Below are 26,837 nucleotides of genomic sequence, written 5' to 3' on the forward strand. Positions count from 1 at the left end.
GCATGCTGACTTCCTGCGTTCCACCTGGAAGCGCGGCCACCGCGTGGCGGCCGCGCGCGATCAGAAGATGTCGTAGGCCGCTTCATCCGGTTCGGCCGATTCGTCGAACACATCGTATTCGTGGATCCGGTCCATGTCTTCGGTCTTGACCCATTCGGTGGCGCCATTGAGGCTGACCTGGACCATGCCTTCCGGCGGTTCGTTCTGCGCGATCGGCTGGTCCTTCAGCGCCACCCGCATGTAATCGATCCAGATCGGCAGCGCGGCCTTGCCACCGTATTCGCGGTAGCCCAGCGAACGGAAATTGTCGCGTCCGACCCACACCGAGGTCACCAGCGGGCCGCCGAAACCGGAGAACCAGGCATCGCGGTGATCGTTGGTCGAGCCGGTCTTGCCGCCGACATCCTCGCGACCCAGCACCTTGGCCGCGGTGCCGGTACCGCGTTGGACCACGTCACGCATCATCGAAACCAGCTGGTAGGCGGTGCGCGGGTCGATGGCGCGGGGGGCGTAGATGGTCGGCACCACCGGCTGGTCGGTGGCGGCGGCGCCGGGCGCGGCGATGGTCTCGGCCTGGGCGCTCTGCTGCCCGGCTGCGGGCTCGATCGAAGCCGGCAGCGCGGGCTTGGTCTCGGCCGGACCGAAATTGAAGCCATCGACGACGTTGCCGCCGCTGCCGGCCGCGGCACCATCACCGCTGCTGGTACCACGGCAGGTACGGCAGGCCACGGCAGGGTTTTCCTTGAAGATCACGGTGCCGTCGCGGTCGCTGACCTCATCGACCAGCCAGGGCGTGACCCGCGAGCCGCCATTGGCGAACACCGCATAGCCGCGGGCGATCGACAACGGGGTCAGCGAAGCGCTGCCGAGCGACATCGACAGGTTGGGCGGCAGCTCGGACTCGTCGAAGCCGAACTGGCTGATGTACTTGCGTGCATAGGGCACGCCGATGCTGTCCAGCAGGCGCACCGAAACCAGGTTGCGCGACTGCACCAGCGCCTCGCGCAGGCGCATCGGACCGCGGAAGCCGCCGCCATCGTTCTGCGGCCGCCACATGTGGCCGCGGCGGTCGCGGAACACCACCGGCGCATCCAGCACGATCGAGGCGGGGTTGAAGCCCTTGTCGAACGCCGCTGCGTAGACGAACGGTTTGAAGCTGGAGCCGGGTTGGCGGCGGGCCATGGTGGCGCGGTTGAATTTGTTGCCGGCGAAGCTGTAGCCGCCGATGATCGCCCGCATCGCGCCATTGTTGGCGTCCAGCGACACCAGCGCCGCCTGCGCCCGCGGGATCTCGTCGACCAGGTAGCTGCCGGGCTCCTTGCCCAGCTTGACCCGGGCCAGGTCGCCGCGCTTGAACAGCTTGGCCGGGGTCTTGCCGGTCCACTTGCTGGAGGCGGCCGGCAACACCACTTCGGTGGCGTCGGCCAGGACCACGGTGGCCGAGCCATCGTCGTGGGTTGTGGCCACGATAGACGGCATCAGAGTGCCCTGGGTCGGGATGCCGCTGAGCTGCGCGGCCAGTTGTTCGGCATCGGCATCGGCGCTGACTTCGAAATGCCGTTCGACCCCGTTCCAGCCATGGCGGTGGTCATACAGCGCCAGCCCGGAGCGCACCGCGGCATCGGCGGCATTCTGCAGGGTGCTGTCGATGGTGGTGCGGACGTGATAGCCCTTGGTCAGCACGTCGCCGCCGAATTTGGCAATCATTTCCTGACGGACCATCTCGGCCACGTAGGGCGCATAGACCTCGATCGGGCGGTCATGCGGCTTGGCGTGCATCGGCTCGGCGGTGGCGGCAGTGGCGTCCGCGGCGCTGACATAGCCGTCTTCGCGCATCCGCTCGATGACGTAGACGCTGCGCTGGTGGTTGCGGGCCGGGTTGCTGATCGGGTTGCCGCTGGACGGGAACTTGAGGGTGCTGACCAGGGTGGCGGTCTCGGCCAGGGTCAGCTGGTCCAGCGACTTGCCGTAGTAGAACTCGGCCGCCGCGGCCACGCCGTAGGCGCGATTGCCGAAGAAGCTCTTGTTGAGATACAGCTCGAGGATCTGGTCCTTGTCCAGCATCTTCTCGATGCGCATCGCCACCATCATCTCGACCAGCTTGCGGGTGTAGCTGTACTCGGAGCTGAGGAAGAACTGGCGGGCGACCTGCTGGGTGATGGTGCTGCCGCCGGCGACCCGGCCTTCCTTCATCGTCGCGGTCTGCCAGACCGCCCGGGCGATGCCCTTGGGGTCGACGCCGTGGTGCTGGTAGAAGTTGGCGTCCTCGGCGGCGATGAAGGCCTGTTTGACCTGATCCGGGACCTGCTCGATGTTGATGGGGTAGCGGCGGGTCTCGCCGAACAGGGCCATCAGCTTGCCGTCGCTGGTGTAGACGTACAGGGGCTCCTGCAGCTCCACGTTGCGCAGCGACTGGATGTTGTCGGGCACCTTGGCCGACACCACGTAGTAAAGGGCGCCCAGACCGGCCAGGCCGAGCAGGGTCAAGCCGAAGAACGCGACGAGCGTCCAGCGAAAAAGACGACGGAAGCGAGACATCCAGACTTTCCGATTGCAGAATTTATGACGGCAGAGTATAGAGTACGCATGGGGTCGCTCGTGGGGACTCTGGGGAAAACAGGGACTTGGGGAAGAACCTTCGTGAACCGTGACAAGGTGCACAGCCACGAACACAGAGGTTGCCAAGCGTAAAAACTTAGTTATTAATGTGTTCGATGTAACAATCGACCACTGCCCGTCGGAAGGGGAAAGACCGTGGGGCTCATCCCAAAAAGCCAGGCGCCGCTCATAGGCGTCGACATCAGTTCGACCGCAGTAAAGCTGCTTCAGCTTTCGCGGGTCGGTAACCGTTATCGCGTGGAACACTACGCGGTGGAGCCGTTGCCGCCCAATGCGGTGGTGGAAAAGAACATCGTGGAAGTCGAAGCGGTGGGCGAGGCCATCCGCCGCGCGGTGACCCGTGCCGGCAGCAAAGCCAGGCACGCCGCCGCCGCTGTCGCCGGCTCGGCGGTGATCACCAAGATCATCCCGATGCCCGCCGACCTGGACGAGAATGACCTGGAAGCCCAGGTCGAGCTTGAAGCGGTCAACTACATCCCGTACCCGATCGAGGAAGTTAACCTGGATTTCGAGGTGCTGGGCCCGATGCCCAACAACCCGGAAATGGTCCAGGTGCTGCTGGCGGCCTCGCGCTCGGAAAACGTCGAGCTGCGCCAGTCGGCGCTTGAGCTGGGCGGGCTGACCGCACGGGTCATGGACGTGGAAGCCTTCGCGGTCGAGAACAGCTTCGCGCTGATGGCCGCCGACCTGCCGATTCCGCAGGATGGCGTGGTCGCCCTGGTCGACATCGGCGCTACCATGACTACGCTCAACGTACTGCGCCGTGGCCGCAGCCTGTACAGCCGCGAACAGGTGTTCGGCGGCAAGCAGCTGACCGACGAAGTCATGCGCCGCTACGGCCTGACCTACGAGGAGGCCGGCCTGGCCAAGCGCCAGGGTGGCCTGCCCGAGAGCTATGACATCGAGGTGCTGGAGCCGTTCAAGGAAGCCACGGTGCAGCAGATCAGCCGCCTGCTGCAGTTCTTCTACGCCGGCAGCGAGTTCAACCGGGTCGACCAGGTGGTCCTGGCTGGTGGTTGCGCGGTACTGGCCGGCTTGCCGGAAATGGTCGAGGAGCAACTGGGCGTGGCGACCATGGTCGCCAATCCGTTGGCGCAGATGACGCTGGGTCCGCGGGTACAGGCGCATGCGCTGGCCCAGGATGCGCCGGCCCTGATGATTGCCACCGGCCTGGCCTTGAGGAGCTTTGACTGATGGCGAAAATCAACCTATTGCCCTGGCGTGCCGAACGCCGCGCGGCACGCCAGCGGGACTTCTACGCCATGCTGGGCGTGGCCGCCATCGGTGGCCTGCTGCTGTCCTTCATGATCTGGTTCTATTACGACCGCCAGATCAGCGGGCAGAACGACCGCAACCAGTTCCTGCAGACCGAGATCGACAAGGTCAAGGCGCAGAACGAGGAGATCAAGGCGCTCGACAAGCAGAAGGACCGCCTGCTGGCGCGCAAGAAGGTCATCGAGGAACTGCAGGCCAACCGCTCGCAGATGGTGCACCTGTTCGACTCGCTGGTACGCACCATTCCCGATGGCGTGGCGCTGTCCAACATCAAGCAGGAAGGCGAGATGCTGACCCTGGAAGGCCGCGCCCAGTCCAACGCCCGGGTCAGCGCCTACATGCGCAACCTGGAAGGCTCGGGCTGGATGACCAAGCCGGACCTGGCGATCATCGAGGCCAAGCCGCCGGAGAAGAATGCGGTGGTCAACGCCACCAGCCGCGAACTGCCGTACGTGTTCACGTTGCAGGTCAAGCTGGCCAATCCGAATGAGAACGAGGATGGTACCGCCAAGGTTGCGGACGCCGCCGACGTGGCGACCAGCGCCGCTGACGCGCCTGCGGTGAACGCCGCCGACACGCCGGCCGCCGCGGTGAGCAGCGATGCCGCCATCCCGGCAGCCACCAATCCCGCCCCGGTGGCAACGCCTGCCACCGAAACCGCCAACCCCGATGCAGCCAATCCGGCCAATCCGGTGCCGCAGCCGGCCGCGCCGGCGGCGACGCCCGCCGATGCCGAAGGCCCGTCCACGCCGGTCAACACCGGGGGCAACCAGTCATGAGCCAGAAAACCTCACTCAAGAACCTCGACTTCAACAACATCGGCAGCTGGCCGCGCAATGCCAAGATTGGTTTCTGCGCCCTGGTCGGCCTGCTGATCCTGTTCCTGGCCTATTTCCTGGTCATCAAGGGCAAGAGCGAAGAGCTGGCCAATCTGGAGAGCAAGGAAGCCAGCCTGCGCGGCGAGTTCGAGACCGAGCAGGGCAAGGCCGCCAACCTGGAGCCGTTGAAGCAGCAGCTGGCGCAGATGGAACAGGTACTGCAGCAGATGCTGCGGCAGCTGCCGAGCAAGACCGAGATGCCGGATCTGATCATCGACATCTCGCAGACCGCGTTGTCCAGCGGCCTGTCCAACGAGCTGTTCCAGCCGGGTCCGGAAACGCCGAAGGAGTTCTACGCCGAAAAGCCGATCGCCCTGCGCATGGTCGGCAGCTACCACCAGTTCGGCGCCTTCGTCAGCGGCGTGGCCTCGCTGCCACGCGTGGTCATCCTGACCATGCATGACATTTCGCTGCAGCCGCGTGGTGGCAAGGGGGCCATCACCAGCAGCGGCGCGCTTGAACTGTCCGGCACGGTCAAGACTTACCGCTACCTCGACGAACAGGAAATCGAGGATCAGGCCAAGGCCGCCGCCGCCGATGCCAGCAACAGCAAGAAGGGGGCATGAGGATGGCGATCAAGCCAATTACCCGCGCGTGTGTTGCCATCGGCGTGGTCCTGTTGATGGCCGGTTGCGCCCGCACCATCACCAGCTCGCCCGGCGATGCGCCCAACCTGCAGAAGTGGGTGGCCGACATCCGCGCCCGCCCGGCGCCGCCGCTGGAGCCGTTGCCGGTGATGCAGCAGTTTGAAACATTCGAATACGCCGCCCAGGCCATGCGTGATCCGTTCAGCGATGCCTGGAACAACCAGGACGCCAACAGCGGCCTGCGTCCGGACCCGAACCGGCGCAAGGAAACCTTGGAAGCGTATCCGCTGGACAGCCTGGACATGGTCGGTACGCTTGGCCAGGGCGGCAATCTGATTGCGTTGGTGATGGCGCCGGACAAGGTCACGTACCGGGTCCGGCCGGGGGCCTATCTGGGGCAGAGCGACGGTCGTGTGACCGCCGTTCGCGAAGATGGAATTGAACTAGTTGAATTAGTGCCGGACGGTGCGGGTGGCTGGCTGGAACGGCCTGCTTCGATTGCGCTTGAAGATCAATGATTAGGGGAAACACGATGACCGCAAACAATGCCCAAAGCCTGCGGCCGTTCCGGCGCTTGGCCACGCTCGGGGCCGGCACCTTCAAGGCGCGTTCGTTCAGGGCCTGCACCCTGGCGCTGGCAATCGGCCTGCTGGCCTGCGCCGGCACCGCGATGGCCGCGCCACCGGCTGCTTCGACGCCGGCCACCGCCGGCAAGGCCGCACAGGTGTCGGTATCCAATATCGACTTCCGCCGTGGCGAGGACGGCGCCGGCCGGCTGGTGCTCAGCTTCGACGGCAACGGCGCGGCGCCCGACCTGCGCAATCTCGGCTCTTCGGTGGTGGTGGACGTCGGCAACGCGGTGTTGCCTGCTTCGCTGCAGAAGCCGCTGAACGTGGTTGACTTCGCTACTCCGGTGCAGCGCATCGATGCCCATCCGCAGGGCAGCGGCACGCAACTGGTGCTGAGCACCAACGGTGCATTCGAATCGCTGGCTTACCAGACCGGCAACGAATACGTGGTCGAGATCGTGCCGAAGAGCGAGCGCGCGGCGATGGGCGCCACCGCGTCCACTTCGATCGCCACCGCGGCGGCCAGGATTGCCACCGCCAACGCCGAGCGCCAGTACAAGGGCCGCCCGGTGACCTTCAACTTCCAGGACGTGCCGGTGCGCACCGTGCTGCAGTTGATTGCCGAGGAGTCGAACCTCAACATCGTCGCCTCGGACACCGTCCAGGGCAACGTCACCCTGCGGCTGGTCAACGTGCCGTGGGATCAGGCCCTGGATATCGTGTTGCGGGCCAAGGGCCTGGACAAGCGCCGCGAAGGTGGCGTGGTCTGGGTGGCGCCGCAGCCGGAGCTGGCCAAGTTCGAGCAGGACAAGGAAGACGCCCGCATCGCGATTGAAAACCGCGAAGATCTGGTCACCGAGTACATCCAGATCAACTACCACAATGCCAACGCCATCTTCAAAGCACTGACCGAAGCCAAGGGCATCGGCAACAGTGGCAACAGCGGCGGTGGCGGTGGCAGCAACGATCAGGAAAACGGCTTCCTGTCGCAGCGTGGCCGCATCGTTGCCGACGAACGCACCAACACGCTGATGATCAGCGACATCCCGAAGAAGGTCGCGCAGATGCGTGAGCTGATTTCGGTGATCGACCGTCCGGTTGACCAGGTGCTGATCGAAGGCCGCATCGTCATCGCCACCGACACCTTCGCCCGCGATCTGGGCGCTCGTTTCGGTATAGGTGGTAGCCACGATTATGGGGACAATACCGCGAGTATTGGCAGCGGAGTACCGAGCGCCGGTAGCGGTGGCAACGCGACGCGCGGTTTGAACGTCAACTTGCCGGCCAAGAATTTCACCGAGGGTACGCCCGCCAGTCTCGCCTATACCTTGCTGGGCGCCAACTTCAATCTGGATCTGGAGCTGTCCGCGCTGCAGGAAGAAGGCCGTGGCGAGGTCATCTCCAACCCGCGCCTGGTCACCACCAACCAGCGTGAGGCCAGCATCAAGCAGGGTCGCGAAGTCGGCTACCTGACCGTGACCGGCAGCGGCACCGGCATCGCCACTCCGACCGTGCAGTTCAAGGAAGCGGTGCTGGAGCTGAAGGTGGTGCCGACCATCACCAGCGACAACCGGGTGTTCCTGTCGCTGAACGTCAAGAAGGACGAAGTGACCCAGTTCATCGACCTCGGCGATTTCGGTTCGGTGCCTGAACTGGCCAAGCGCGAAATCAACACCGCGGTGCTGGTCGACGATGGCCAGACCGTGGTCATCGGTGGCGTGTACGAGTTCACCGACCGCAGCAGCGTCTCCAAGGTACCGTTCCTGGGCGACGTGCCGTTCCTCGGCAACCTGTTCAAGAAGAAGGGCCGCAGCAAGGAAAAAGCCGAGCTGCTGATCTTCGTCACTCCCAAGATCCTGCGCGTGGCCAAGCAGTAACCACCACCGCGCCGGGAACACGACAAGGGACCTTCGGGTCCCTTGTTGTTTGCGGGGTTTGCTGTCTGCAAGCCGGCCGCGCGGCCGCCATGATTGAACCTTCGCCGGCGCTATCGGTCAGAATGGTCCCCACCCGGACCTGATCAGAGCCTGATGGACAGCCAACCCAGCCCCGCCCAGCTTGACCCACCCGATGTTGCCGGCAGCCGGCTGCACGATGTCTTCCACGGCCTGCGCGCGTCGCTGGCGCAGACCATCGTCGGTCAGTCGGAGCTGATCGAGCGTCTGCTGATCGCCTTGCTGGCCGATGGCCACCTGCTGGTCGAGGGCGCACCCGGACTGGCCAAGACCACCGCCATCCGCGCCCTGGCCGAGCGCCTGCAGGCCGAGTTCGCGCGGGTCCAGTTCACCCCGGACCTGTTGCCGGCGGATCTGACCGGCACCGAAGTCTGGCGTCCGCAGGACGGACGTTTCGAGTTCCAGGCCGGGCCGGTGTTCCACCCGATCCTGCTGGCCGATGAAATCAACCGCGCCCCGGCCAAGGTCCAGTCGGCATTGCTGGAAGCGATGGGCGAGCGCCAGGTCACCGTCGGCCGCCACACCTATCCGCTGCCGGCATTGTTCCTGGTCATGGCGACCCAGAACCCGATTGAACAGGAAGGCACATTCCCGTTGCCCGAGGCGCAGCTGGATCGCTTCCTGATGCACGTCCGCGTTGGTTATCCCGAAGCCGCCACCGAAGTGGAGATCCTGCGGCTGGCCCGCGAGCGCGCACGCAATGATCTGCAACCGCTGGCGCAGGCGCTGGACAGGATTCCGCTGGAAGACGTGTTCGCGGCACGCTCGGCAGTGCTTGACCTGCATCTGGCACCAGCGCTGGAGCGCTATCTGGTCGAACTGGTACTGGCTTCGCGTGATGCCGCCCGCTACGACCCGCAACTGGCGCGCCGGATTGCCTGGGGTGCCAGCCCGCGTGGTTCGATCGCGTTGGAGCGCTGTGCCCGTGCCCGCGCCTGGCTGGCCGGCCGCGATTACGTCACACCCGATGACATCCGCGCGATTGCCCCGGACGTACTGCGGCACCGGGTGCTGCCCAGTTACGAAGCGACCGCCGAAGGCTGGGACGGCGATCGTCTGGTCGCGGCCCTGCTTGACGTGGTCCCGCTGCCCTGAAGGCTGTGGCGATGCCTACCACCAGCATTTCCACCGATGGCGTCAGCCCGACGCTGGCCGAGTTGATCGGCCTGCGCTCGCTGGCGCAGCGGCGCAAGGGCGTGCGCAAGGGACGCTTCAACCTGGCCGGCAACGCCGCGTCCAGCCTGCGCGGCCGCGGCATGGAGTACGCCGAGTCGCGTGAATATGTCGCAGGCGACGATGTCCGCCATATCGACTGGCGGCTGACCGCGCGCAGTGGCCGCACCCATACCAAACTGTTCCAGGCCGAACGCGAACGGCTGACCCTGCTGGTGGCCGATACCAGTCCGCTGTTGTATTTCGGCACCCGGGTCCGTTTCAAATCGGTGCAGGCCGCGCGCGCCGGTGCGATCGCGGTGTGGACAGCGATCCGCGAGGGTGATCGGGTCGCCGCCCTGCGCGGTACCCACGCCGAGCCGCCGTTGTCACCGGCCGCCGGTACCCGTGGCGCATTGCGGGTGCTGGATGCACTGGTGCGCTGGTACACGCAGGCGCCGGCCGATGATCTGGGCCTGCCGGCGGCACTGGAAAGCGCCGGCCGGCTGCTGCGCCCGGGCTCGCGGCTGGTGGTGCTGGCCGAACCCCGCAGCGTATTGCAGGTCGAAGCCAGCCGCTGGTCAGCGCTGGCAGCGCATCACGAAGTGGTGGTGCTGCTGCTGGTCGATGCGCTGGAACAATCGCCGCCGAAGGCGCGATTGCCGTTTGCGAGCAGTGCCGCCGGCGCCGGCCAGCGCGTCGAAGTTGACATGACTTCGCCGTCGCACCAGCAGGCCTGGCAGCAGATGTTCGACGCGCCGCTGCAACAGGCACGACAGTCATTGGCGCAACGTGGCGTGCACGCGGTGGTGCTGGCCGCGCATGACAGCAGCGACGCATGGCTGGCCGGCGCCCATCGCAGCCAGTCGCAGGTGGCGTGATGATGGCGGCCCTGGTCCTGCGTGATGTGCATGTGCCGTCGGCACCGGCGTGGTGGCCGTTGGCGCCGGGCTGGTGGTTGCTGCTGGCTGCGCTGGTGCTGCTGCTGGCAGGGTGGGCGTTGATGGCCTGGCGGCGCAGCCGGCGCCGGCGACGCCATCGACAGTTGTTCGACGCCAGCCAGCGCGGCAGTCCCAGCGAACAGGTCGCGGCGATGTCCGAGCTGCTGCGACGTGCATCACGGCGTGCCGATGCCCGCGCCGACCGATTGCACGGCGAAGCCTGGCTGCGGTTTCTTGATGGCGACCACGGCCAGTCGTTCTCGCAGGGGCCGGGTCGCTTGCTGCTGGACGGCGGTTTCCAGCCCACGGTCGAGGCGGACGCGGTCGAACGCCTGCGGATGCTGGCGCGGCCGCGGTTCCTGGCGTTGATGGAAAAACGCCGATGAGCCTGGACTGGTCAATGCTGCCGTTCCTGCCGGATTCGTTTGCCGGTTTCGCCTGGCGCTGGTTGTGGCTGGCCTTCCCGTTGCCGTGGCTGGTGCAGTGGTCGCTGCCGGCGCGGCGCTCGCAGGCTGCCGCGTTGCGGGTGCCGTATGGCAGCGAGCTGCAATCGATCGCGGCACAGGGCGGCAGCGCGGTGCGCAGGCCGTCGTTGTGGCTGGCATGGCTGGCGTGGACCTTGCTGTGCGCGGCGGCGGCGCGGCCGCAGATGCTGGGCGAGCCGATCGTGCCGCCGCAGGACAGCCGCAACCTGATGCTGGCGGTGGATCTGTCCGGCAGCATGAGCGAGAACGACATGGTGCTGGGCGGCAACGTGGTCGACCGTCTGACCGCCGCCAAGGCGGTGCTGGCGGACTTCCTGGATCGCCGCGAAGGCGATCGCGTCGGCCTGCTCGTGTTTGGGCAGCACGCCTATGCATTGACGCCGCTGACCCGGGATCTGGGCAGTGTGCGTGATCAGCTGCGCGACAGTGTGGTGGGTCTGGCCGGACGCGAAACCGCGCTCGGTGATGCCATCGGCCTGGCGGTCAAGCGCCTGCGTGAGCAGCCGCGCGGGCAGCGGGTACTGGTGCTGCTCACCGATGGCGTCAATACCGCCGGCACCCTGGACCCGATCAAGGCCGCCGAACTGGCCCGGATCGAAGGCGTGCGCGTGCATACCATCGCCTTCGGCAGCGATGGCGGGATGATGTCGGTGTTCGGCATCAACATGCCGTTGCCCGGTGATGGCGAACAGATAGACGAACGTGGCCTGCGCCAGATTGCCGAGCAGACCGGTGGCCGTTTTTTCCGTGCCCGCGACATTGACGAACTGGCCGGCATCTATGCCGAGCTGGATCGGATAGAGCCGACCCGGCAGGCGGCGCAGGCGGTGCGCCCGATGATTGAATGCTATCGCTGGCCACTGGGTCTTGCCGCGGCGCTGGCGCTGTTGCTGCTGATCTGGCCGAGGCGCCGCTGATGATCGAGCAGGCCCTGTCGCTGCATTTCCTGCGCCCGCAATGGCTATGGGCGCTGGCGCTGCTGCCGTTGCTGTGGCTGTTCTGGCGGGTCCGTCATCGCCAGCGCAACATCTGGCGGCAACACGTCGATGCGCATCTTCTGCCGAGCTTGATGGTCGAAGGCCGCAGTGCTTACTGGTGGCCGTTGTTGGGGATGACGCTGGCGTGGCTGCTGGCGGTGCTGGCGATGGCCGGCCCCGCCTGGCGCCAGCAGGCGCAACCGCTATGGCAGAACCACGCGCCGCTGGTGATCGCGGTGGACATGTCCAGCCGCATGAACGCGACCGACCTGCCGCCGTCGCGGTTGTTGCAGGTGCGGGCCAAACTGGCGCGGCTGCTGTCGCAACGCAAGGACGGTGAAGTGGCGCTGCTGGCCTATGCCGACGACGCCTTCACCGTGGCCCCGTTGACTGACGATGGCGGTAACGTGGCCTTGTTTCTGGATGCGCTGTCGCCGGACGTCATGCCGGTGGACGGGCAGCGGCCACAGCGGGCAATAGAACAGGCCATCACCCTGTTGCAGCAGGCGGATTTCTCCAAGGGCCAGATTCTGCTGCTGACCGATCACGCGGGTCCGGCAGCCATTGCCAGCGCCGCCGCTGCCGCGGGGCAGGGCTGGCAGGTATCGGTGCTCGGTGTCGGTACCGCCAGTGGTTCCGCCTATCGCCAGCGCGATGGCAGCATCGCCCAGGCACGACTGGATGCCACCAGCCTGCAGCGACTGGCCGCCGCCGGTGGTGGCCAGTACGCGCGCCTGGGCAATGATGACGCAGACCTGCAATCACTGGGCGTGTTGAACGCCGCTGCGGCAGGCAGCGGGCAGGGCCAATCGCAACAACGGATCTGGCTGGATCAGGGCTACTGGCTGCTGTTGCCGCTGCTGTTGCTGGTCGCGTTGGCGTTCCGCCGTGGGGCATTGGCCGCGTGGCTGCTGGTGGCGGTCATGTTGCCAATGGCGGCGCCGTCGCCGGCCTTGGCGCAAGCGGCGGCGACTTCGGCCGGGGCCGGAAAGCCCGGCGGCGACTGGTGGCAGCGTGCGGACCAAAAACAGTACCAGCGCATCGAGCAGGGCGTGCAAGCGTACCGCAACGGGGATTTCAAACAGGCCGAGCAGGCGTTCGCTGGCATCGAGTCCAGCGAAGCCCTGTACAACTACGGCAATGCGCTGGCCAAGCAGGGGCAATACGACGCCGCCATCAAGGCCTATGATCGCGCGTTGCAGTTGAAACCCGGCGAGGCCGATACGCTGGCCAACCGTGCCGCGGTCGAAGCCGCGCGCAAACGACAGCCACCGTCCGGGCAGAAGCCGTCCGACAAGCAGGGCCAGGGTTCGCAGCAATCCGGCGCGGCGGGTGACAACGCATCGGCCGGCGACAGGCACCAGGATCAGGCATCCAAAAGCGATGCCAGGCCGGGCGATAACCAGCCGTCGCCGCCCCCTGCCTCCCGATCAACGTCGCCATCATCGGCCAGCGCCGATAACAACAAGGCAGCACCTGCCGGTAATCCGGCAAAGTCCAGCGCCGACACCGCGGCGCCGCCGCCAGGCGCCGAAGACAGTGCCGCCCAGCAGGCGGCCGATGCCGCGCAGAAACAGCGCATGCAGCAGGCACTGGAACAGGCGAACAAGGATGGCCAGGGCGAACAACAGAAAGCCGCGGTGGCCGGTGAAACCACCGAGCAGCGCGAGCAACGGCAGGCGGTTGATGCCTGGCTGCGAAGAGTGCCGGACGATCCCGGCGGACTGCTGAAAACCAAGTTCCGGCTGGAATACGAACGCCGGCAGAGGGAAGGACGATGAGCGTGCGTTTTCACCGATGGCTATGGACGTGGATGCTGCTGATCTGCGTGATTCCGCTGGCCCGGGCGGAGACCAGCGCCAGCCTGGACAGATCGAGCGTGGCGCTGGGTGAATCGGTGACCCTGACCGTGCAGACCGATCAGTTGCGCGGTTCGCCGGATCTGACCCCGTTGCTGGACGATTTCGCATTGCAGGATCAGTCCACCCGGCGCTCGGTACAGAACATCAACGGCAATTTCCGCAACAGCACCACCTATGAAATCGTGCTGGCACCCAAGCGCAGCGGTGAGCTGGTGGTGCCGGCGTTGACGCTCGGCAACCAGCGCACGGCGCCGCTGCGCCTGAAGGTGGGCGAAGGCCGCCCGGTGATCAGTGCCGATAGCGCCGCCCAGCGTGGCGACAGTACCTTCGTCGAAGTCGAGGTCGACGATCCGACACCCTATGTGCAGCAATCGGTGGGGGTGACATTGCGGCTGTACTACGCGGTACCGCTGGCGTCCGGACAACTCGAGCTGGATAGTCCGGATGGCGCGCTGTTGCAGAAAATCGGTGACGACGTGCAAAGCAGCCGCAACCTGGCCGGTCGCCATTACAACGTGGTCGAGCGACGGTTCCTGCTGGTTCCTGACCACAGCGGCAAGCTGGTGCTGCCGGCGGCACGCTTCAATGGCCGCGGCGCCGGTGGCTGGATGGATGATTTCTTCGGCGGCAACAGTCGCGACATCCGGGCGGCAGGAAGCGCGCAGACATTGCAGGTCAAGCCGTTGCCGGCCAACGCACCGCAACCGTGGTTGCCGTTGACGGATCTGAAACTGCGCTACCTCGACGCACCGCAGTCGCTGCGTGCCGGACAGGCGGCCAAGGTCACCATCGAAGCGGTTGCCAGCGGCGCGACCCAATCGCAGCTGCCCGAACTGTCGCTGCCGGCGCCGCCGGGAGCGCAGGTGTTCGCCGAGCCGCCGCAGTTCAACGAGCGCTTCATCGATGGCAGGCCGCAGGTCAGCATGACCCGCAGTTTCTCCATCGTGCCCAACCAGCCCGGCCGGCTGGACATTGCCGGCCTGCGGATCGGCTGGTGGCGGGTCGGCGATGACAGTCCGCAGCAGGCGGTGCTGCCCGATCTCACCCTCAAGGTTTTGCCGGGCAGTGGTGGATTCGCGACTCCGGCACCTGCCGCGACCACCGCTGACGTTGGTTCGAACGCTGCCTCGGCAGCGACCAGTGATGACCGGATACAGCTGCGGCAACCGGTATCGCGGGTCTGGATCTGGCTGTCCGCCGGCTTCGCCATCCTGTGGTTGCTGACGTTGCTGTGGGCGTTGCTGCGGCGGCCTGCGCCGGTGCTGGCCCACGGCGGCAAGTCATCCGCGGCCACTGCCCGCGTGCCCACCGCGCGGCCGCGCCATGCACTGGCGGATCTGAAGCGGGTGCTGGATACCGGTGATCTGGACGAGGTTGCCGAGGTGCTGAAAGGCATGGCCAGTCCGCCGCTGCGCGAACTCGACGCGTTGTCGGCACGTTTGTCCAGCCCCGACCAACGCGCGGCGATCGAAACCCTGCGCCGTGCGCGCTGGGCCGACGGCGACGCCGTCAGCGCCCGCCATGCGCTGCGCCAGGCATTCCGTGATGGTCCGCAGTGGCGTGTCGTGGACAACGAAGATCCATCGCCGTTGCCGCCGCTGTATCCGCAGCGGTGAAGTCGGCCTGGGGCGGGTTTGCTAAGCTCTGCGCAAACCTGCACCCGGACGCTACATGAGCGCGCAACACAACACCCGCGGAAAACTGCCGCTGCACTGGAAAATGGCCATCGGCTTCGCCGCCGGCCTGGTGCTTGGCCTGATCATCCATGCCAGCGTTGGTGCCGATGCCGGCTGGGTCAACTGGATCACCAGCCACATCACCCAGCCTGCCGGCACGCTGTTCCTGCGGCTGATCTTCATGCTGGTGATTCCGCTGCTGTTCTCGGCGCTGGTGGTCGGTGTGTCGGAAATGGGCGACATCCGTTCGCTGGGTCGCATCGGCTGGCGCACGCTCGGTTATACGGTGCTGATATCGGGCATCGCGGTCGCGCTGGGACTGCTGCTGGTCAACTGGCTCAAGCCCGGTGCCGGCGTCGATCAAGTGGTGGCGCAGCAGTTGCTGGCCGAAAGCGCAGGCCGCGCGCAGGCCATCGTCAGCTCAACCCACGAGCAGCCGGGCGGATTGAACATGCTGCTGTCGATCGTGCCGGACAACGTGGTCGGCGCCGCCTCCAACAACGAAATACTGGGAGTGATGTTCTTCGCGCTGATGATCGGCATCGGCCTGGTCATGACCAACACCCCGGCCACCGCCACCTTCAAGCGCGGCATCGAGGGTCTGTTCGAAGTCTCGATGACGCTGATCGGTCTGGTCATCCGGCTGGCGCCTTACGCGGTGTTCTGCTTCATGTTCAACCTGGCCGCGCAGTTCGGCTGGGATCTGCTGTACCGGCTGGGCGCCTACGTTGGCGTGGTGGTGCTGGCGCTGGCGCTGCACATGTTCGTGGTCTACTCGCTGGCGGTCAAGGTCATCGCCCATCGTTCACCGCTGGGCTTTTTCAAGGGCGTGCAGGAAGCGATGCTGATGGCGTTCTCCACCGCCTCCAGCAATGCCACGCTGCCGACCGCGTTGCGGGTAGCGGAAGACAACCTCAAGCTGCCGAACAAGGTCTCGCGCTTCGTGCTGACCGTCGGTGCCACCGCCAACCAGAATGGCACCGCGCTGTTCGAAGGGGTGACGGTGCTGTTCCTGGCCCAGTTCTTCGGCGTCGATCTCAGCCTGACCCAACAGCTGACGGTAATGTTTGTCTGCATTCTCGGCGGCATTGGTACCGCCGGCGTGCCGGCCGGCTCGCTGCCGGTGGTGGCGTTGATCTGCGGCATGGTCGGGGTGCCACCGGAAGGCATCGGCATCATCCTCGGCGTGGACCGCTTCCTCGACATGTGCCGGACCACGCTCAACGTCACCGGTGACCTGATGCTGGCCACGCTGGTCTCGGAGGGCGAAGAAGACGCCCCGGCCACGGCGATGGATGCCTGAGCGGTCGCCGCCGGGTCCGATTGCCGGCACGGCATCGGCATCAAGCGACTGAACTGCAAGGAATTTCCGCCACGCGGCGGCGGAGCCGGTTTCTAAATGATCGGCTGACTGTGGGACAATGGGCGGCCCGCACGTGGCGGGCCTCCCTTCGCTGCCGATAATCCCATGACGACGCCCGCCTCCAACCAGCCTGGCCGCCGCCAGCTTGCCAACGCCATTCGCTTCCTCGCCGCCGATGCGGTGCAACAAGCCAATTCCGGGCACCCCGGCATGCCGATGGGCATGGCCGACATCGCCGAGGTGCTGTGGAACGACTACCTGCGGCACAACCCGAAGAACCCGCGCTGGTTCAACCGCGATCGTTTCATCCTCTCCAACGGCCATGGCTCGATGCTGCAGTACGCGTTGCTGCACCTGAGCGGTTACGACCTGCCGATGGAAGAACTCAAGCGCTTCCGCCAGCTGCACAGCAAGACCGCCGGCCATCCCGAACGTGACGAAACCCCGGGGGTGGAAACCACCACCGGTCCGCTCGGCCAGGGTTTCGCCAATGCGGTCGGCTTCGCACTGGCGGAAAAGCTGCTGGCCCAGCGCTACAACCGTCCTGAATTCGACATCGTCGACCACCGTACCTGGGTGTTCATGGGCGATGGCTGCCTGATGGAAGGCATCTCCCACGAAGCCGCCTCGCTGGCCGGCACCTGGGGCCTGGGCAAGCTGATCTGCTTCTGGGATGACAACCATATTTCGATCGACGGCAACACCGATGGCTGGTTCACCGACGACACCCCGGCCCGTTTCGAAGCCTACGGCTGGCACGTGGTGCGTGACGTCGATGGCCATGATCCGGACTCGATCAAGGCCGGTATCGACGCCGCGCTGGCGCAGTCCGACAAGCCGACCCTGATCTGCTGCCGCACCATCATCGGCTTCGGTTCGCCGAACAAGGCCGGCAAGGAATCCTCGCACGGCGCCGCACTGGGCAAGGACGAACTGGAAGCCACCCGCAAGGCGCTGGACTGGCCGTATGGCCCGTTTGAAATCCCGCAGGAAATCTACGATGGCTGGCGTGCCGGCAACACCGGCGTGGTCCGTGAAGACCAGTGGAACACCCTGTTCGACAAATACGCCAGGCACTTTGCCGACGAGGCCGCCGAACTCAGCCGCCGCTCGCATGGTGAACTGCCCGAAGGATTTTCCGCCGCCGCCGATGCGTTCATCGCCAAGCTGCAGGCCGAAGGCCAGACCATCGCCTCGCGCAAGGCATCGCAACTGAGCATCGAAGCGTTCGCACCGCAGCTGCCGGAAATGGTCGGTGGTTCGGCGGATCTGGCCCACTCCAACCTGACCTTGTGGAAGGCCAGCAAGTCGGTTGCCAGCGACGATGCCGATGCCAACTACGTCTATTACGGCGTGCGCGAATTCGCGATGAGCGCGATCAGCAACGGCCTGGCCCTGCATGGCGGCTTCCTGCCGTTCGATGCCACCTTCCTGGTGTTCAGCGACTACGCCCGCAACGCGGTGCGGATGAGCGCGCTGATCCCGGCCCACGTCATCCACGTCTATACCCATGACTCGATCGGCCTGGGCGAGGACGGCCCGACCCATCAACCGGTCGAACACTTGGCCAGCCTGCGCTACATCCCCAACAACGACGTCTGGCGCCCGTGCGATGCGGTCGAATCGGCGGTGTCGTGGAAGGCGGCGATTGAACGCCGCAGCGGTCCCAGCTGCCTGGTGTTCAGCCGCCAGAACCTGCAGCACCAAACCCGCAGCGACGAACAGGTCGCGGCGATTGCCCGTGGCGGTTATGTGCTGAAGGACAGCAACGGCACGCCGGAAATCATTTTGCTGGCGACCGGTTCGGAAGTCGGCCTGGCGATGGAAGCCGCCGCGCAGCTGGGTGACAAGGTGCGGGTGGTGTCGATGCCGTCCACCGACGTGTTTGATCGCCAGAGCGCCGAGTATCGCGAATCGGTGCTGCCCAAGGCCGTGCGCAAGCGGGTGGCGGTGGAAGCGGCGATTGCCGATTTCTGGGGCAAGTACGTCGGCCTGGATGGCGCCGTGGTCGGCATGCACAGCTTCGGTGCCTCGGCCCCGGCCGACGAGCTGTACAAGCACTTCGGCATCACCGTCGAGGCGGTGGTCGAAGCCGCCCGATCGCTGGGCTGACCGGCGACAGTCAGCGGCGACCGCTGTCGCCGCCGACAAACAGGAAGAGCCGGTGCTTGCAACCGGCTCTTTTTTTTGCGCGCAGGGAAGCTGCCCGTAGTCGATACCGTCGACATGATCGGCATGCTTGCCATCATGATCAGGCGCACGTCTGCATCCTGCGCAACACGATCATCAGCGGCCAGTGCGTCACCGCCACCATGATCGAATGTGCATTTTCCTCACCGCTTGCTTACAGCGGATACGGTTTTCTATTCCGGTTCCGACCGCAGCCAATCCTGAAATTCCGCGCATGCGCCATGTTGCTGGCAGCGGGTGTTGCCGCCGGGCCGCTGCACATCGCTGTGGTAGTGGTCAGGCGATCAGGTGAAACGCAATCCGCGGTCAGCGCAGCGATGCGGTGGCGCGGGCTGATGCCGGCACGATCAGTTTGAAGTGATCACACAGGTCGGATCGTAGCGGTGGACTGCTATCGATGAGCTCGAAACGATGGGCTCGGAGCGACGTGACCGCGCGGCGCATCAAACCAGCATCGGGCCTTAGATCAAACAAGGAGAAACAGATTGTTCATCAGGAAGTGCAGGATCTCGTTGCTCATGATGCTGGCGATCGCCGGCTGCGGTGGTGGAGGTGAGCCGGATCCGCCGCCACCGCCGCCGCCACCGACTCCCGCGCCACCTCCGCCCGCGCCTGCGCCAGGAGCTGGCATAGCCCTGCAGGGCGACGTTGTCGACGTCAACGGCGACATCGTCGTTACGGCCTATCGCGAGATGGCGGCGAAATTGAGCACGGCCGACGGCATCGAATACCGCTACGGCCCATCCGCTGCTGCCTATGGCGCGACCGGCAACGAAGGTCGTCCCACCCTCAGCGCACGTCCCGATCATTCATTCGATCCCATTGCCTGGAGCGTGGGCGGCAAGCGCGGATGTCATGCAAGCCAGCACGGCGGCTTCTGCGGCACCTGGCAGCTGGGTGGTCCATTGCAGGCCAAGGTCGGTGATTATTCGTCCAGCATCGCGCACGCGGCCTATGTGGCCGATACGCCCGAGACATCGGTTGGCGTGGCCAGCTTCCAGGCGCTGGCGATGGCCAACAACACCTACAGCCAGAAGCCGGAGCCAAGCTGGACCACCTACTACGGCGACAATCGCGAGGGCTTCGATGACTTCCATGCGCTGGATTACGGTACGGACGCGCGCAAGGCGATCGCCATCGGCCGCTGCTATCGACAGGGCTGGTGCAGCAACAGCCTGATGGCATTCCAGAGTGGCTTGATCGGTGGCACCGGCAGCAACACCGCCTACAATCGCGCCAGCCTCAAGCTGCCAGCGGGCAAGGTGCCGACCGGCATCGTGCTGACCCACAGCAGTGAGTTCGCCCTGGTAACCATCTGGGACACGGTCAACATCCGCGGCCAGGTGGCGGTGATCGCGCTGGGCGGACAGACCGCGGCCTGCCGCGATGGCAATTGCCGCAGCGACTTCTGGGGCGAATGGCGGGGCTTCTATCCCGGCCTGCCCAACCTGGGCAACATCGGCTACATGAAGCTGCTGGGCTTCATCGACCTGCCGGACGAGATGCGTGCGCCGACCGAGATTTCCGCATCGACCGGACTCGATCACACCGACTACCTCTACATGCACAAGCCGCAGGACTTTCTGCTTGACGACGCCGCGGTGCGGCAGGCCTTCAACGATGGCGAGTACCGCGACCGCACCGCCCGCGCTGGCGTGGCAGTGGTGATTTCAAAATCGGAGCGACGCGCGGCCGTCATCGACCTGGGGCCGTTGTTCCGCTATTACCGTGCGCAGTATTTCGCTGCCAGCCAGGCCGATTTCGATCAGAGGCAGGCGTCCGCGGGCGAGGGGCCGGGGCAGTGGCCATACCGCTTCGAAGCGCAGCCATCACAGATGCCGACAGTGGCCAAAGTCATCGCCTTCGAGCACAAGCCGACCGCGGTCAACGTGCTTGCCAAGGGACCCGGCCGTGCATTCGTCGCCACCCAGCAGGGGCAGCTGCATATCTTCGACCTGGGCGGCTATCTGGATCCTGATCGCAAAGCCGGAGCCGAGCAGATTGCGCGTCTGTCGAGCGTCATGGTCGGGCGCAATCCGACCGGCATCACCTATCCCAAGATGCATGGCCTGGCCAGCGATTCGAGGCGGGTCTACAAGGACAGCTACAAGCGCGAAGTCATCGTCACCTCGCGCGGTGACCGGCGCATCGACTTCGTCAAGTTCGCCGCCGATTACAACAGTGGCGCGGTGCGGGGCGAGGCGACCATCGTCGATGCCGACCTGGTCGATCCCATCAGCAGCGAAGACGCCGACACCCATGGCACCGAGGGCTATGTGCTGTCGGTGGCCGACTACGGTGGACGCAGGGTCAGCAATTACCGCTATGGCCCGGTCATTTTCCATACCAACCCCGGCATGGCCTGCGCGGCACCGGCAGGCTGTCCGGTGCAGGGACCGTACCGTTATGAGCTGGGCGGCCGGCATCCGTTGCCCGGCGGCCCATTCCATATCAACGGCGCCAATATTCCCTAGCCCGGTGGTCATCACTGCGCCGGTGCTCGCACCGCACCGGCGCAGCGCTGGCGACTAAGGCGATGCGGCTGGCGTTGTCTGCCGCAACGCCAGCGCCAGCAGGCGGGCTTCGATACGCTCGCCAAGGGACTGGGGTGCCTGCAACTGCATGCGTTCGAAGGCTTCGTGATCCTGGCTGCGTGCGGTCAGCGCATGCAGCACGGTCTTGATTCTGGACGGCGTGCTGGCGGTGTTGGCCTTCAGCCATGCCAGTGCTTTGGCCAGGCGCTGTTCGACCGGAGTGAAATCACTGCCCAGCGGGTAGTCGGGCAGGCTGCCGTCGTGGCGGAACGGCCGCAGCTTTTCCTGCAGGCGCTGAAGCGTGTTGTCACACCAGTGCGCCGGTGCCTGGAAGTCGCTGCGCAGTTTCAGCGATTGCCTGGCCTGCTCCAGCAATGGGGCCTGGAAGCGTGCGTCGGTGATCGCCGCCATCGCGATCACGCACTCCTCGTCGTTGCGCGCCAGCAGATCGGCGATGCCGTATTCGTTGATGTACAGATCACGCAGATGCCGCGGGATGGTGGTGTGGCCGTAATTCCAGCGCACGTTCGACTGCTGTTTGCCGGCATGTTCACGGACGGCGCGGAACATCAGTGCCGAGCGTGCATCCGGCAGCGCGTGCGACATCGCCACGAAGTTGTACTGGCCACCCACCCCCGACACTACCCGCCCGTCCTCCAGCGCATCGGATACCGCCGCGCCGAGCGCGGTCGCCATCATGCATGAGTTGAAGAACCGGGCATCGCGCCGCTGCAGCCGCTCCAGGGTTTCGTGGCCACCGTACAGCTGGTTGATCTCGCTGATGCGGCGCATGCCGATGCCGCGCCGTTCGCTTTCGTCCAGCTGCCGCAACCAGTCGTAGAAGTCTGGCGAGCCCAGGTAGAACGCACCATGCAGATATTCGCCATCGCGATCCAGCCGGGCCAGGTCGCCGAGGTTGGCGGTGCCGGTGGCAATGCGTGTCATCAGTGCTTCGTCATCGACCACCTTGCGGCGGATGACGCCGGTTTCCACCAGCCGCTTGAAGCCCTCGTTGATCATCTCGCTGCAGCCGTACAGGCCATGCTCGAACGGATCCAGCCCGCCGTGCGAACGCACCACCGGGTGTTGCTCGAGCTGCGGATCCAGCGCCGCCAGCACCCGCCGGTAGGCCGCGTTGTCGGTATGCCGCAGCACCAGCGCATGGCACAAGGCATCGGCCAGCGCGCCAATGCCAATCTGCAGGGTGCCGCCATCGCGGACCAGCGCACTGGCATACAGGCCGATGGCGTAGTCGGCATCGCCAATCGGCTGGCGCGGCAAGCCGAACAACTTCGGGTACGGCGGCGGCGGGGTGATGACCAGATCGAAGTAATCGGCGGCCACGCTGGCGCTGCCGCCCATCCACGGCAACTGCGGATCGATCTCGGCCACCATCAACGGACGCGGCAGGCCGCGATCGAGCACCGCCTGCACGGTGTCCTGGGTCAGATCATTGTTGCTGGACAGCGACAGCCGGTCGCTACCGGCCTGTGCCGCTACCTTCTGCACGATGATGTTCACTTCGCGCTGGGCCAATGCCTCGGCCACATGGGTGTAGTTGAGGCTGGCATAGCCGCGCTGGGTCTGCCGCGAATTGAGCAGGGCCCCGGACTGCATGTAGAACTCTTCAACTTCGATGTTGGCCGGCAACGCATCGCGCTTCATTGCCTGCACGTAGTCCAGGCGCGGGAAGTCCTCGCCGAACTGGCGTTGCAGGAACGGTTTCAGGAAGCGGCCCTGCAGACCGCTGCCGGCGTCGGGTGGATCCAGTGACAATGCGGTGTACAACTGCCACCGGCGCTGGCGGTCGGCTTCGATGCGCTGGTACAACGCATTGAGCAGCCGATGTGGTTTGCCGATCCCCAGCGGCGCGCCCATCCGCAGCGTGCCGGCCACATGGCCGAGGATGTGTTCAACCGCCTGATCCAGGCTATCCAGGTAAATGGTCATCGGCATAGCTTAGAACGCGTCGTGTAGTTTTCGGTAATGGCGGCCGCTGGCTGGTTGCCGCCATCCCGATTCCCCGCGCGTGACCCGTGACCTCGCCAGCAGCCTGGATCACGTTGACGCGTCCGGCTGGCGGAAATGACTTGACAGCACAATTGTTTACGCGTGTAATCGATAAAAATTACAGGTGTAAACGCCATGCCGATCAGTGATGCCGAAGCGCAGGTGATGCAGGTGCTTTGGGACGCCAGTCCACGCACCGCCGAGGAGATCGTCGCCGCCCTGGCCAGCCGCCACGACTGGGCCGAAGCGACCATCAAGACCTTGATCAACCGGCTGCTCAACAAGGGCGCCATCGATGCCGAAAAGCAGGGCCGGCGCTATTGCTACCGGCCGCTGCTGCAGCGTGATGAATGGTTGTCGCAACAGAGCCAGGGGCTGGTCGACCGTCTGTTTGGCGGCCGGGTGGCGCCGCTGGTGGCGCATTTCAGCGAACAGGGCAGGCTGTCGGCCAAGGACATCGCCGAGCTTCGGCAGCTGATACAGGAGCTGGACGATGACAAGTGAACTGTTCTCGACGCTGTGGCAAAGCACCCTGGCCAGTACCGTCGCGATGCTGTGGGTGATGCTGTCGCGACCCTGGATGCGGCGCTGTTTCGGTGCCGGCATCGCCTATGCAAGCTGGTTGCTGGTGCCCATTGCCATGGTCGCGGTGATGCTGCCGGCGCCAGTGACCACCGTCGTTGTGGGCGCCAACGAAATGGCCATGGCGCCCATGCATGGTGTTGCCGCTGCGTCGGCTAACTGGACATCCGCGCAGATGCTGCTGCTGACCTGGTTCGCTGGTGCGCTGCTGATGGCGGCGACCCTGGCGGTACAGCAACGCCGCTTCGTGCAACGCCTGGGCCCACTGCAGACATGCGTCGACGGCAGCCAGCGCGCAGCCACCGCGGTCGGATTGCCGCTGGTCTACGGCCTGTGGCGACCACGCATCGTGTTGCCGCTGGATTTCGAACAGCGCTACAACCGCGACGAACAACAGCTGATCCTGGCCCATGAGCGCGCCCATCTGCGGGCGGGCGATATCCATGTCAACGCGTTGATCGCATGGCTGCGCTGCCTGTACTGGTTCAATCCGCTGCTGCATGTGGCCGCGAAACTGGTCCGCCAGGATCAGGAAATGGCGCGTGACCAGACCGTCGTCGCCTGCTTTCCGGGACAACGTCGCCGTTATGCCGAGACCATGCTGAAAACCCGGCTGGCCGCCGAGGCTGTCCCATTCGTCTGTCACTGGAGTGGCATCGGGCCACTGAAGGAGCGCATCGCCATGTTGAAGTATCCCGGTCCGTCGCGTCATCGTCGCATCGGCGGTATCGCCGTGCTCGGCCTGTCGCTGGTGTTGGCAGGCATCGCCGCATGGGCGGCGCAGCCGGCGCGGATGGTGGTATCGGTCGCGCCGGTCCTGCCGGATGCACCTGCCGCGCCGCCGGCACCGCTTGCACCGGCAGTGCCAGCGTCGTTGGCGGCGCCGGAAATGCCGGCAACGCCGGCAGTACCCCCGGCACCGCCAGCACCGCCAGTGGAAAGAACCTTCTCCGGGCGCTACGAGCACAGCCACATGCCGCCACCCCGCTATCCGGCACAGGCGGCCAAGGACAAGGTCAGCGGCGAAGTATTGCTGCGGGTCCTGGTCGGCAGCGATGGCAGCACCAAACAGGTCCAAGTGGAAAAATCCCGGCCGGCCGGTGTGTTCGATGCCGCTGTACTGGAAGCCGCCCGGCAATGGACGTTCGCGCCGAAAATCAGCCACGGCAAAGCAGTCGAAGAATGGATCCGGGTGCCGGTGACGTTTGCCATGGATCCTGAGAACGACGATGCAGACGATCCGGGCCGTGCCACTGCACCGGTGCGGATGTGAGCCATCGCCATCGTGCCTGCCATCGGCTGGCCTTGTATGTGCTGTCGGCGATGCTGACGGCCTGCGCCAGCCAAGCGCCAATCAGCGAACAACAACCCGCGCGGACTGCCGTTGATCAGCGGATGTTCTTGCCCGAAGGTGTCAATCAGTACCAGTTGCAGGACACTCAGCTCTTCGTCTATCCGCAACCACACGACAATCCGTCGCCAGGGTTCCCGGCGGATTTTCCCAATGTGGATTTGCCACCGACTTCGGTCTGCGTGTCGTTCGCGGTCGCGGTGGACGGCAGCGTGCAGCAGGTGGTGCCGGCACAGGCGCCGGACTGCGCACCGGCGGCCGAAGTGCCGGCTTTGCTGCGGGCCGCCATGCAGACGGTCAGTCAATGGTCGTTCGACAGTGCGATGTTATGCAGTTACCCGGATCTGGAAAGCAAACAGCGTGACCGCAACAACACGGGTTGCAATGGCGATGGCGTCAGTATCGAAAAAATTCCCGTGACGCTGTCCTACGCGTTCGTGTTTGCTTCGCAACAGGGCAAAACCACGGTGCGGATGCGGAAGCAGTGAGGCCGATCAGTGTTCGTGCCGGTTCATGAAAATTCATGCACCACGTCGGCGATGCGGCGTACCTCGTCGGCATGGTGGCTGACGTAGACGATTGGCAGGCGGGTGTGATCGCGCACCCGCTGCAGGTAGGGAATCAGTTCTTCGCGGCGGGCCTGATCCAGCGCCGACAGGGGTTCATCCATCAACAGCAGCGAAGGCTGCGACAGCAACGCGCGCCCGAGCGCCACCCGCTGTGCTTCGCCACCTGACAGATTGCGGGTGCGTCGCGCCAGCAGGCCGGCGATGCCGAGCAGTTCGACCACATCGTCCATCTCGAAGCCGGCCGCCGACGGATGCCGATGGCGTCCATACAGCAGGTTGCGGCGTACATCCAGGTGCGGGAACAGGCGCGCATCCTGGAATACATAACCGACCCGGCGCTGGTGCACCGGCAGATTGATGCCGGCGGCACTGTCGAACAGGCAGCGGCCATCGACTTCGATGCGCCCTGACTGCGGAGCCAGCAGGCCGGCGATGGCGTTGAGCACGGTGGTCTTGCCAGCGCCGGATGGGCCGAACAATGCGGTGACCCGTGCGTCGGTGGACAACTGCACATGGCGTTGGAAATGCCCGCGCCGCAGATGGATGTCCAGGCGCAGCATCAGCCGTCTTCCTCGCCGCGCTGGCGTCGCACCAGCCACTCCGACAGCAGCAATGCCAGCAGCGAAATCGCCACCGCGACCGCCGCCAGCCGCCAGATGCCGGCTTCGCTGCCCGGCACCTGCATCAGTCCGTAGATGGCTGACGACAGAGTCTGGGTTTCGCCAGGGATGTTGGAGACGAAGGTGATGGTGGCGCCGAATTCGCCCAGCGCCTTGGCAAACGCCAGCACCGTGCCGGCGACCACGCCGGGCCAGGCCAGCGGCAGGGTGATGGTGAAGAACACCCGCCATGGGCCGGCCCCCAGGGTTGACGCGGCCTGCTCCAGGCGGCGGTCGGTGGCTTCCAGCGATAACCGGATCGCGCGCACCATCAGTGGAAATCCCATCACCGCGCAGGCCAGCGCGGCGCCAGTCCAGCGGAACGCGAACACGATGCCGAACTGCTGCTGCAGCCAGCCGCCAATCGGTCCCTGCGTGCCCAGCAGCACCAGCAGCGCATAACCGGTGACCACCGGCGGCAGTACCAGCGGCAGATGAATCACCGCGTCCAGCAGGGCCTTGCCGGGAAAGCGCCGGCGCGCCAGCAGCCAGCCGACCGCGATGCCCAATGGCAGGCTGGCCAGCGCTGCCACCGATGCCACCTTCATGCTCAGGCCGATGGCGGTGAGCTCGTCGGGCGACAGCCAACTCACCTGAGGATGA

22 protein-coding genes are annotated in these 26,837 nt (G+C 65.5%); 18 read left to right on the forward strand and 4 right to left on the reverse strand.

Annotated elements, in window-relative coordinates; genetic code table 11:
• Nucleotides 1-60: 60 nt before the first annotated feature.
• The gene (locus ABB29_RS07395; protein ID WP_057657980.1) at nt 61-2,538 is read right to left on the reverse strand and encodes a penicillin-binding protein 1A; all 2,478 of its coding nucleotides are present in this window, start codon (nt 2,536-2,538) and stop codon (nt 61-63) included.
• A gap of 216 nt (nt 2,539-2,754) precedes the next feature.
• Here ABB29_RS07395 and ABB29_RS07400 point away from each other — a divergent pair, with 216 nt between their 5' ends.
• From ABB29_RS07400 to ABB29_RS07465, 15 genes are all read left to right on the forward strand, one after another.
• Nucleotides 2,755-3,813: a pilus assembly protein PilM gene (locus ABB29_RS07400; RefSeq protein ID WP_057657981.1), complete on the forward strand. Its 1,059-nt coding sequence runs from the start codon at nt 2,755-2,757 to the stop codon at nt 3,811-3,813.
• Nucleotides 3,813-4,673, forward strand: coding sequence for a PilN domain-containing protein (locus ABB29_RS07405; protein ID WP_057657982.1), 861 nt, complete (start codon nt 3,813-3,815; stop codon nt 4,671-4,673). The genes ABB29_RS07400 and ABB29_RS07405 overlap by 1 nt, the downstream gene beginning before the upstream one ends.
• Nucleotides 4,670-5,338: a type IV pilus inner membrane component PilO gene (locus tag ABB29_RS07410; RefSeq protein WP_057657983.1), complete on the forward strand. Its 669-nt coding sequence runs from the start codon at nt 4,670-4,672 to the stop codon at nt 5,336-5,338. The genes ABB29_RS07405 and ABB29_RS07410 overlap by 4 nt, the downstream gene beginning before the upstream one ends.
• Nucleotides 5,335-5,877, forward strand: a complete 543-nt coding sequence (locus tag ABB29_RS07415) for a pilus assembly protein PilP (protein ID WP_057657984.1) — start codon at nt 5,335-5,337, stop codon at nt 5,875-5,877. Before ABB29_RS07410 ends, ABB29_RS07415 begins: the two co-directional genes overlap by 4 nt.
• A gap of 14 nt (nt 5,878-5,891) precedes the next feature.
• Nucleotides 5,892-7,805 carry a type IV pilus secretin PilQ gene (locus ABB29_RS07420; RefSeq protein ID WP_057657985.1) on the forward strand — a complete coding sequence of 638 codons (1,914 nt, stop codon included), beginning with the start codon at nt 5,892-5,894 and terminating at the stop codon, nt 7,803-7,805.
• A gap of 153 nt (nt 7,806-7,958) precedes the next feature.
• Complete coding sequence (locus ABB29_RS07425) at nt 7,959-8,978, forward strand: AAA family ATPase (protein ID WP_057657986.1); 1,020 nt, start codon at nt 7,959-7,961, stop codon at nt 8,976-8,978.
• 11 nt (nt 8,979-8,989) lie between these two features.
• A complete protein-coding gene (locus ABB29_RS07430; protein WP_057657987.1) occupies nt 8,990-9,916 on the forward strand; it encodes a DUF58 domain-containing protein in 927 nt (308 codons plus the stop codon).
• A gap of 2 nt (nt 9,917-9,918) precedes the next feature.
• Nucleotides 9,919-10,362: a DUF4381 domain-containing protein gene (locus tag ABB29_RS07435; RefSeq protein ID WP_425414741.1), complete on the forward strand. Its 444-nt coding sequence runs from the start codon at nt 9,919-9,921 to the stop codon at nt 10,360-10,362.
• A gap of 2 nt (nt 10,363-10,364) precedes the next feature.
• Nucleotides 10,365-11,378, forward strand: coding sequence for a vWA domain-containing protein (locus tag ABB29_RS07440; RefSeq protein ID WP_425414742.1), 1,014 nt, complete (start codon nt 10,365-10,367; stop codon nt 11,376-11,378).
• A complete protein-coding gene (locus ABB29_RS07445; protein WP_057657990.1) occupies nt 11,378-13,219 on the forward strand; it encodes a VWA domain-containing protein in 1,842 nt (613 codons plus the stop codon). The genes ABB29_RS07440 and ABB29_RS07445 overlap by 1 nt, the downstream gene beginning before the upstream one ends.
• The gene (locus ABB29_RS07450) at nt 13,216-14,916 is read left to right on the forward strand and encodes a BatD family protein (RefSeq protein WP_057657991.1); all 1,701 of its coding nucleotides are present in this window, start codon (nt 13,216-13,218) and stop codon (nt 14,914-14,916) included. The genes ABB29_RS07445 and ABB29_RS07450 overlap by 4 nt, the downstream gene beginning before the upstream one ends.
• 55 nt (nt 14,917-14,971) lie before the next feature.
• A complete protein-coding gene (locus ABB29_RS07455) occupies nt 14,972-16,279 on the forward strand; it encodes a dicarboxylate/amino acid:cation symporter (RefSeq protein WP_057657992.1) in 1,308 nt (435 codons plus the stop codon).
• A gap of 165 nt (nt 16,280-16,444) precedes the next feature.
• A complete protein-coding gene (gene tkt / locus ABB29_RS07460; protein WP_057657993.1) occupies nt 16,445-18,451 on the forward strand; it encodes a transketolase in 2,007 nt (668 codons plus the stop codon).
• Nucleotides 18,452-18,507: 56 nt separating this feature from the next.
• Nucleotides 18,508-18,885 (forward strand): hypothetical protein, encoded by a 378-nt coding sequence (locus ABB29_RS16335; protein WP_157062545.1) that lies wholly within the window; start codon nt 18,508-18,510, stop codon nt 18,883-18,885.
• Between the two features lie 162 nt (nt 18,886-19,047).
• On the forward strand, nt 19,048-21,003 hold the full coding sequence (locus ABB29_RS07465; protein WP_057657994.1) for a hypothetical protein: 1,956 nt from the start codon (nt 19,048-19,050) through the stop codon (nt 21,001-21,003).
• 54 nt (nt 21,004-21,057) lie between these two features.
• On the opposite strand, the gene ABB29_RS07470 is transcribed toward ABB29_RS07465, so the two are convergent.
• Nucleotides 21,058-23,013: an acetyl-CoA hydrolase/transferase C-terminal domain-containing protein gene (locus tag ABB29_RS07470; RefSeq protein ID WP_057657995.1), complete on the reverse strand. Its 1,956-nt coding sequence runs from the start codon at nt 23,011-23,013 to the stop codon at nt 21,058-21,060.
• 195 nt (nt 23,014-23,208) lie between these two features.
• Here ABB29_RS07470 and ABB29_RS07475 point away from each other — a divergent pair, with 195 nt between their 5' ends.
• The 3 genes from ABB29_RS07475 to ABB29_RS07485 are packed head-to-tail and all read left to right on the forward strand — an operon-like array spanning nt 23,209 to nt 25,494.
• Nucleotides 23,209-23,577, forward strand: coding sequence for a BlaI/MecI/CopY family transcriptional regulator (locus ABB29_RS07475; protein ID WP_057657996.1), 369 nt, complete (start codon nt 23,209-23,211; stop codon nt 23,575-23,577).
• Nucleotides 23,567-24,928 (forward strand): TonB family protein, encoded by a 1,362-nt coding sequence (locus ABB29_RS16745; RefSeq protein ID WP_057657997.1) that lies wholly within the window; start codon nt 23,567-23,569, stop codon nt 24,926-24,928. The genes ABB29_RS07475 and ABB29_RS16745 overlap by 11 nt, the downstream gene beginning before the upstream one ends.
• Nucleotides 24,925-25,494, forward strand: coding sequence for a hypothetical protein (locus ABB29_RS07485; RefSeq protein ID WP_057657998.1), 570 nt, complete (start codon nt 24,925-24,927; stop codon nt 25,492-25,494). Before ABB29_RS16745 ends, ABB29_RS07485 begins: the two co-directional genes overlap by 4 nt.
• Before the next feature lie 23 nt (nt 25,495-25,517).
• Here ABB29_RS07485 and modC read toward each other — a convergent pair whose 3' ends face one another.
• Nucleotides 25,518-26,135, reverse strand: a complete 618-nt coding sequence (modC, locus tag ABB29_RS07490) for a molybdenum ABC transporter ATP-binding protein (RefSeq protein WP_057657999.1) — start codon at nt 26,133-26,135, stop codon at nt 25,518-25,520.
• Entirely contained in the window at nt 26,135-26,818 is a 684-nt protein-coding gene (gene modB / locus ABB29_RS07495) for a molybdate ABC transporter permease subunit (protein ID WP_425414743.1), read from the reverse strand. The genes modC and modB overlap by 1 nt, the downstream gene beginning before the upstream one ends.
• Nucleotides 26,819-26,837 lie beyond the last annotated feature (19 nt).

Source organism: Pseudoxanthomonas dokdonensis (assembly GCF_001431405.1).
In the GTDB taxonomy this organism is placed as follows: Bacteria; Pseudomonadota; Gammaproteobacteria; order Xanthomonadales; family Xanthomonadaceae; genus Pseudoxanthomonas_A; species Pseudoxanthomonas_A dokdonensis.

Excerpts from the sequence above, each read along its gene's own strand:
- ABB29_RS07415 (WP_057657984.1), top strand. The coding sequence starts at position 5,335 with ATGAGGATGGCGATCAAGCCAATTACCCGCGCGTGTGTTGCCATCGGC.
- modC (WP_057657999.1), bottom strand. The coding sequence starts at position 26,135 with ATGCTGCGCCTGGACATCCATCTGCGGCGCGGGCATTTCCAACGCCAT.
- tkt (WP_057657993.1), top strand. The coding sequence starts at position 16,445 with ATGACGACGCCCGCCTCCAACCAGCCTGGCCGCCGCCAGCTTGCCAAC.
- ABB29_RS07395 (WP_057657980.1), bottom strand. The coding sequence starts at position 2,538 with ATGTCTCGCTTCCGTCGTCTTTTTCGCTGGACGCTCGTCGCGTTCTTC.
- ABB29_RS07405 (WP_057657982.1), top strand. The coding sequence starts at position 3,813 with ATGGCGAAAATCAACCTATTGCCCTGGCGTGCCGAACGCCGCGCGGCA.
- ABB29_RS07430 (WP_057657987.1), top strand. The coding sequence starts at position 8,990 with ATGCCTACCACCAGCATTTCCACCGATGGCGTCAGCCCGACGCTGGCC.
- ABB29_RS07470 (WP_057657995.1), bottom strand. The coding sequence starts at position 23,013 with ATGACCATTTACCTGGATAGCCTGGATCAGGCGGTTGAACACATCCTC.
- ABB29_RS07445 (WP_057657990.1), top strand. The coding sequence starts at position 11,378 with ATGATCGAGCAGGCCCTGTCGCTGCATTTCCTGCGCCCGCAATGGCTA.
- ABB29_RS07435 (WP_425414741.1), top strand. The coding sequence starts at position 9,919 with ATGGCGGCCCTGGTCCTGCGTGATGTGCATGTGCCGTCGGCACCGGCG.
- ABB29_RS07455 (WP_057657992.1), top strand. The coding sequence starts at position 14,972 with ATGAGCGCGCAACACAACACCCGCGGAAAACTGCCGCTGCACTGGAAA.
- ABB29_RS07450 (WP_057657991.1), top strand. The coding sequence starts at position 13,216 with ATGAGCGTGCGTTTTCACCGATGGCTATGGACGTGGATGCTGCTGATC.
- ABB29_RS16745 (WP_057657997.1), top strand. The coding sequence starts at position 23,567 with ATGACAAGTGAACTGTTCTCGACGCTGTGGCAAAGCACCCTGGCCAGT.
- ABB29_RS07465 (WP_057657994.1), top strand. The coding sequence starts at position 19,048 with ATGATGCTGGCGATCGCCGGCTGCGGTGGTGGAGGTGAGCCGGATCCG.
- ABB29_RS07410 (WP_057657983.1), top strand. The coding sequence starts at position 4,670 with ATGAGCCAGAAAACCTCACTCAAGAACCTCGACTTCAACAACATCGGC.
- ABB29_RS07475 (WP_057657996.1), top strand. The coding sequence starts at position 23,209 with ATGCCGATCAGTGATGCCGAAGCGCAGGTGATGCAGGTGCTTTGGGAC.
- ABB29_RS07420 (WP_057657985.1), top strand. The coding sequence starts at position 5,892 with ATGACCGCAAACAATGCCCAAAGCCTGCGGCCGTTCCGGCGCTTGGCC.
- ABB29_RS07425 (WP_057657986.1), top strand. The coding sequence starts at position 7,959 with ATGGACAGCCAACCCAGCCCCGCCCAGCTTGACCCACCCGATGTTGCC.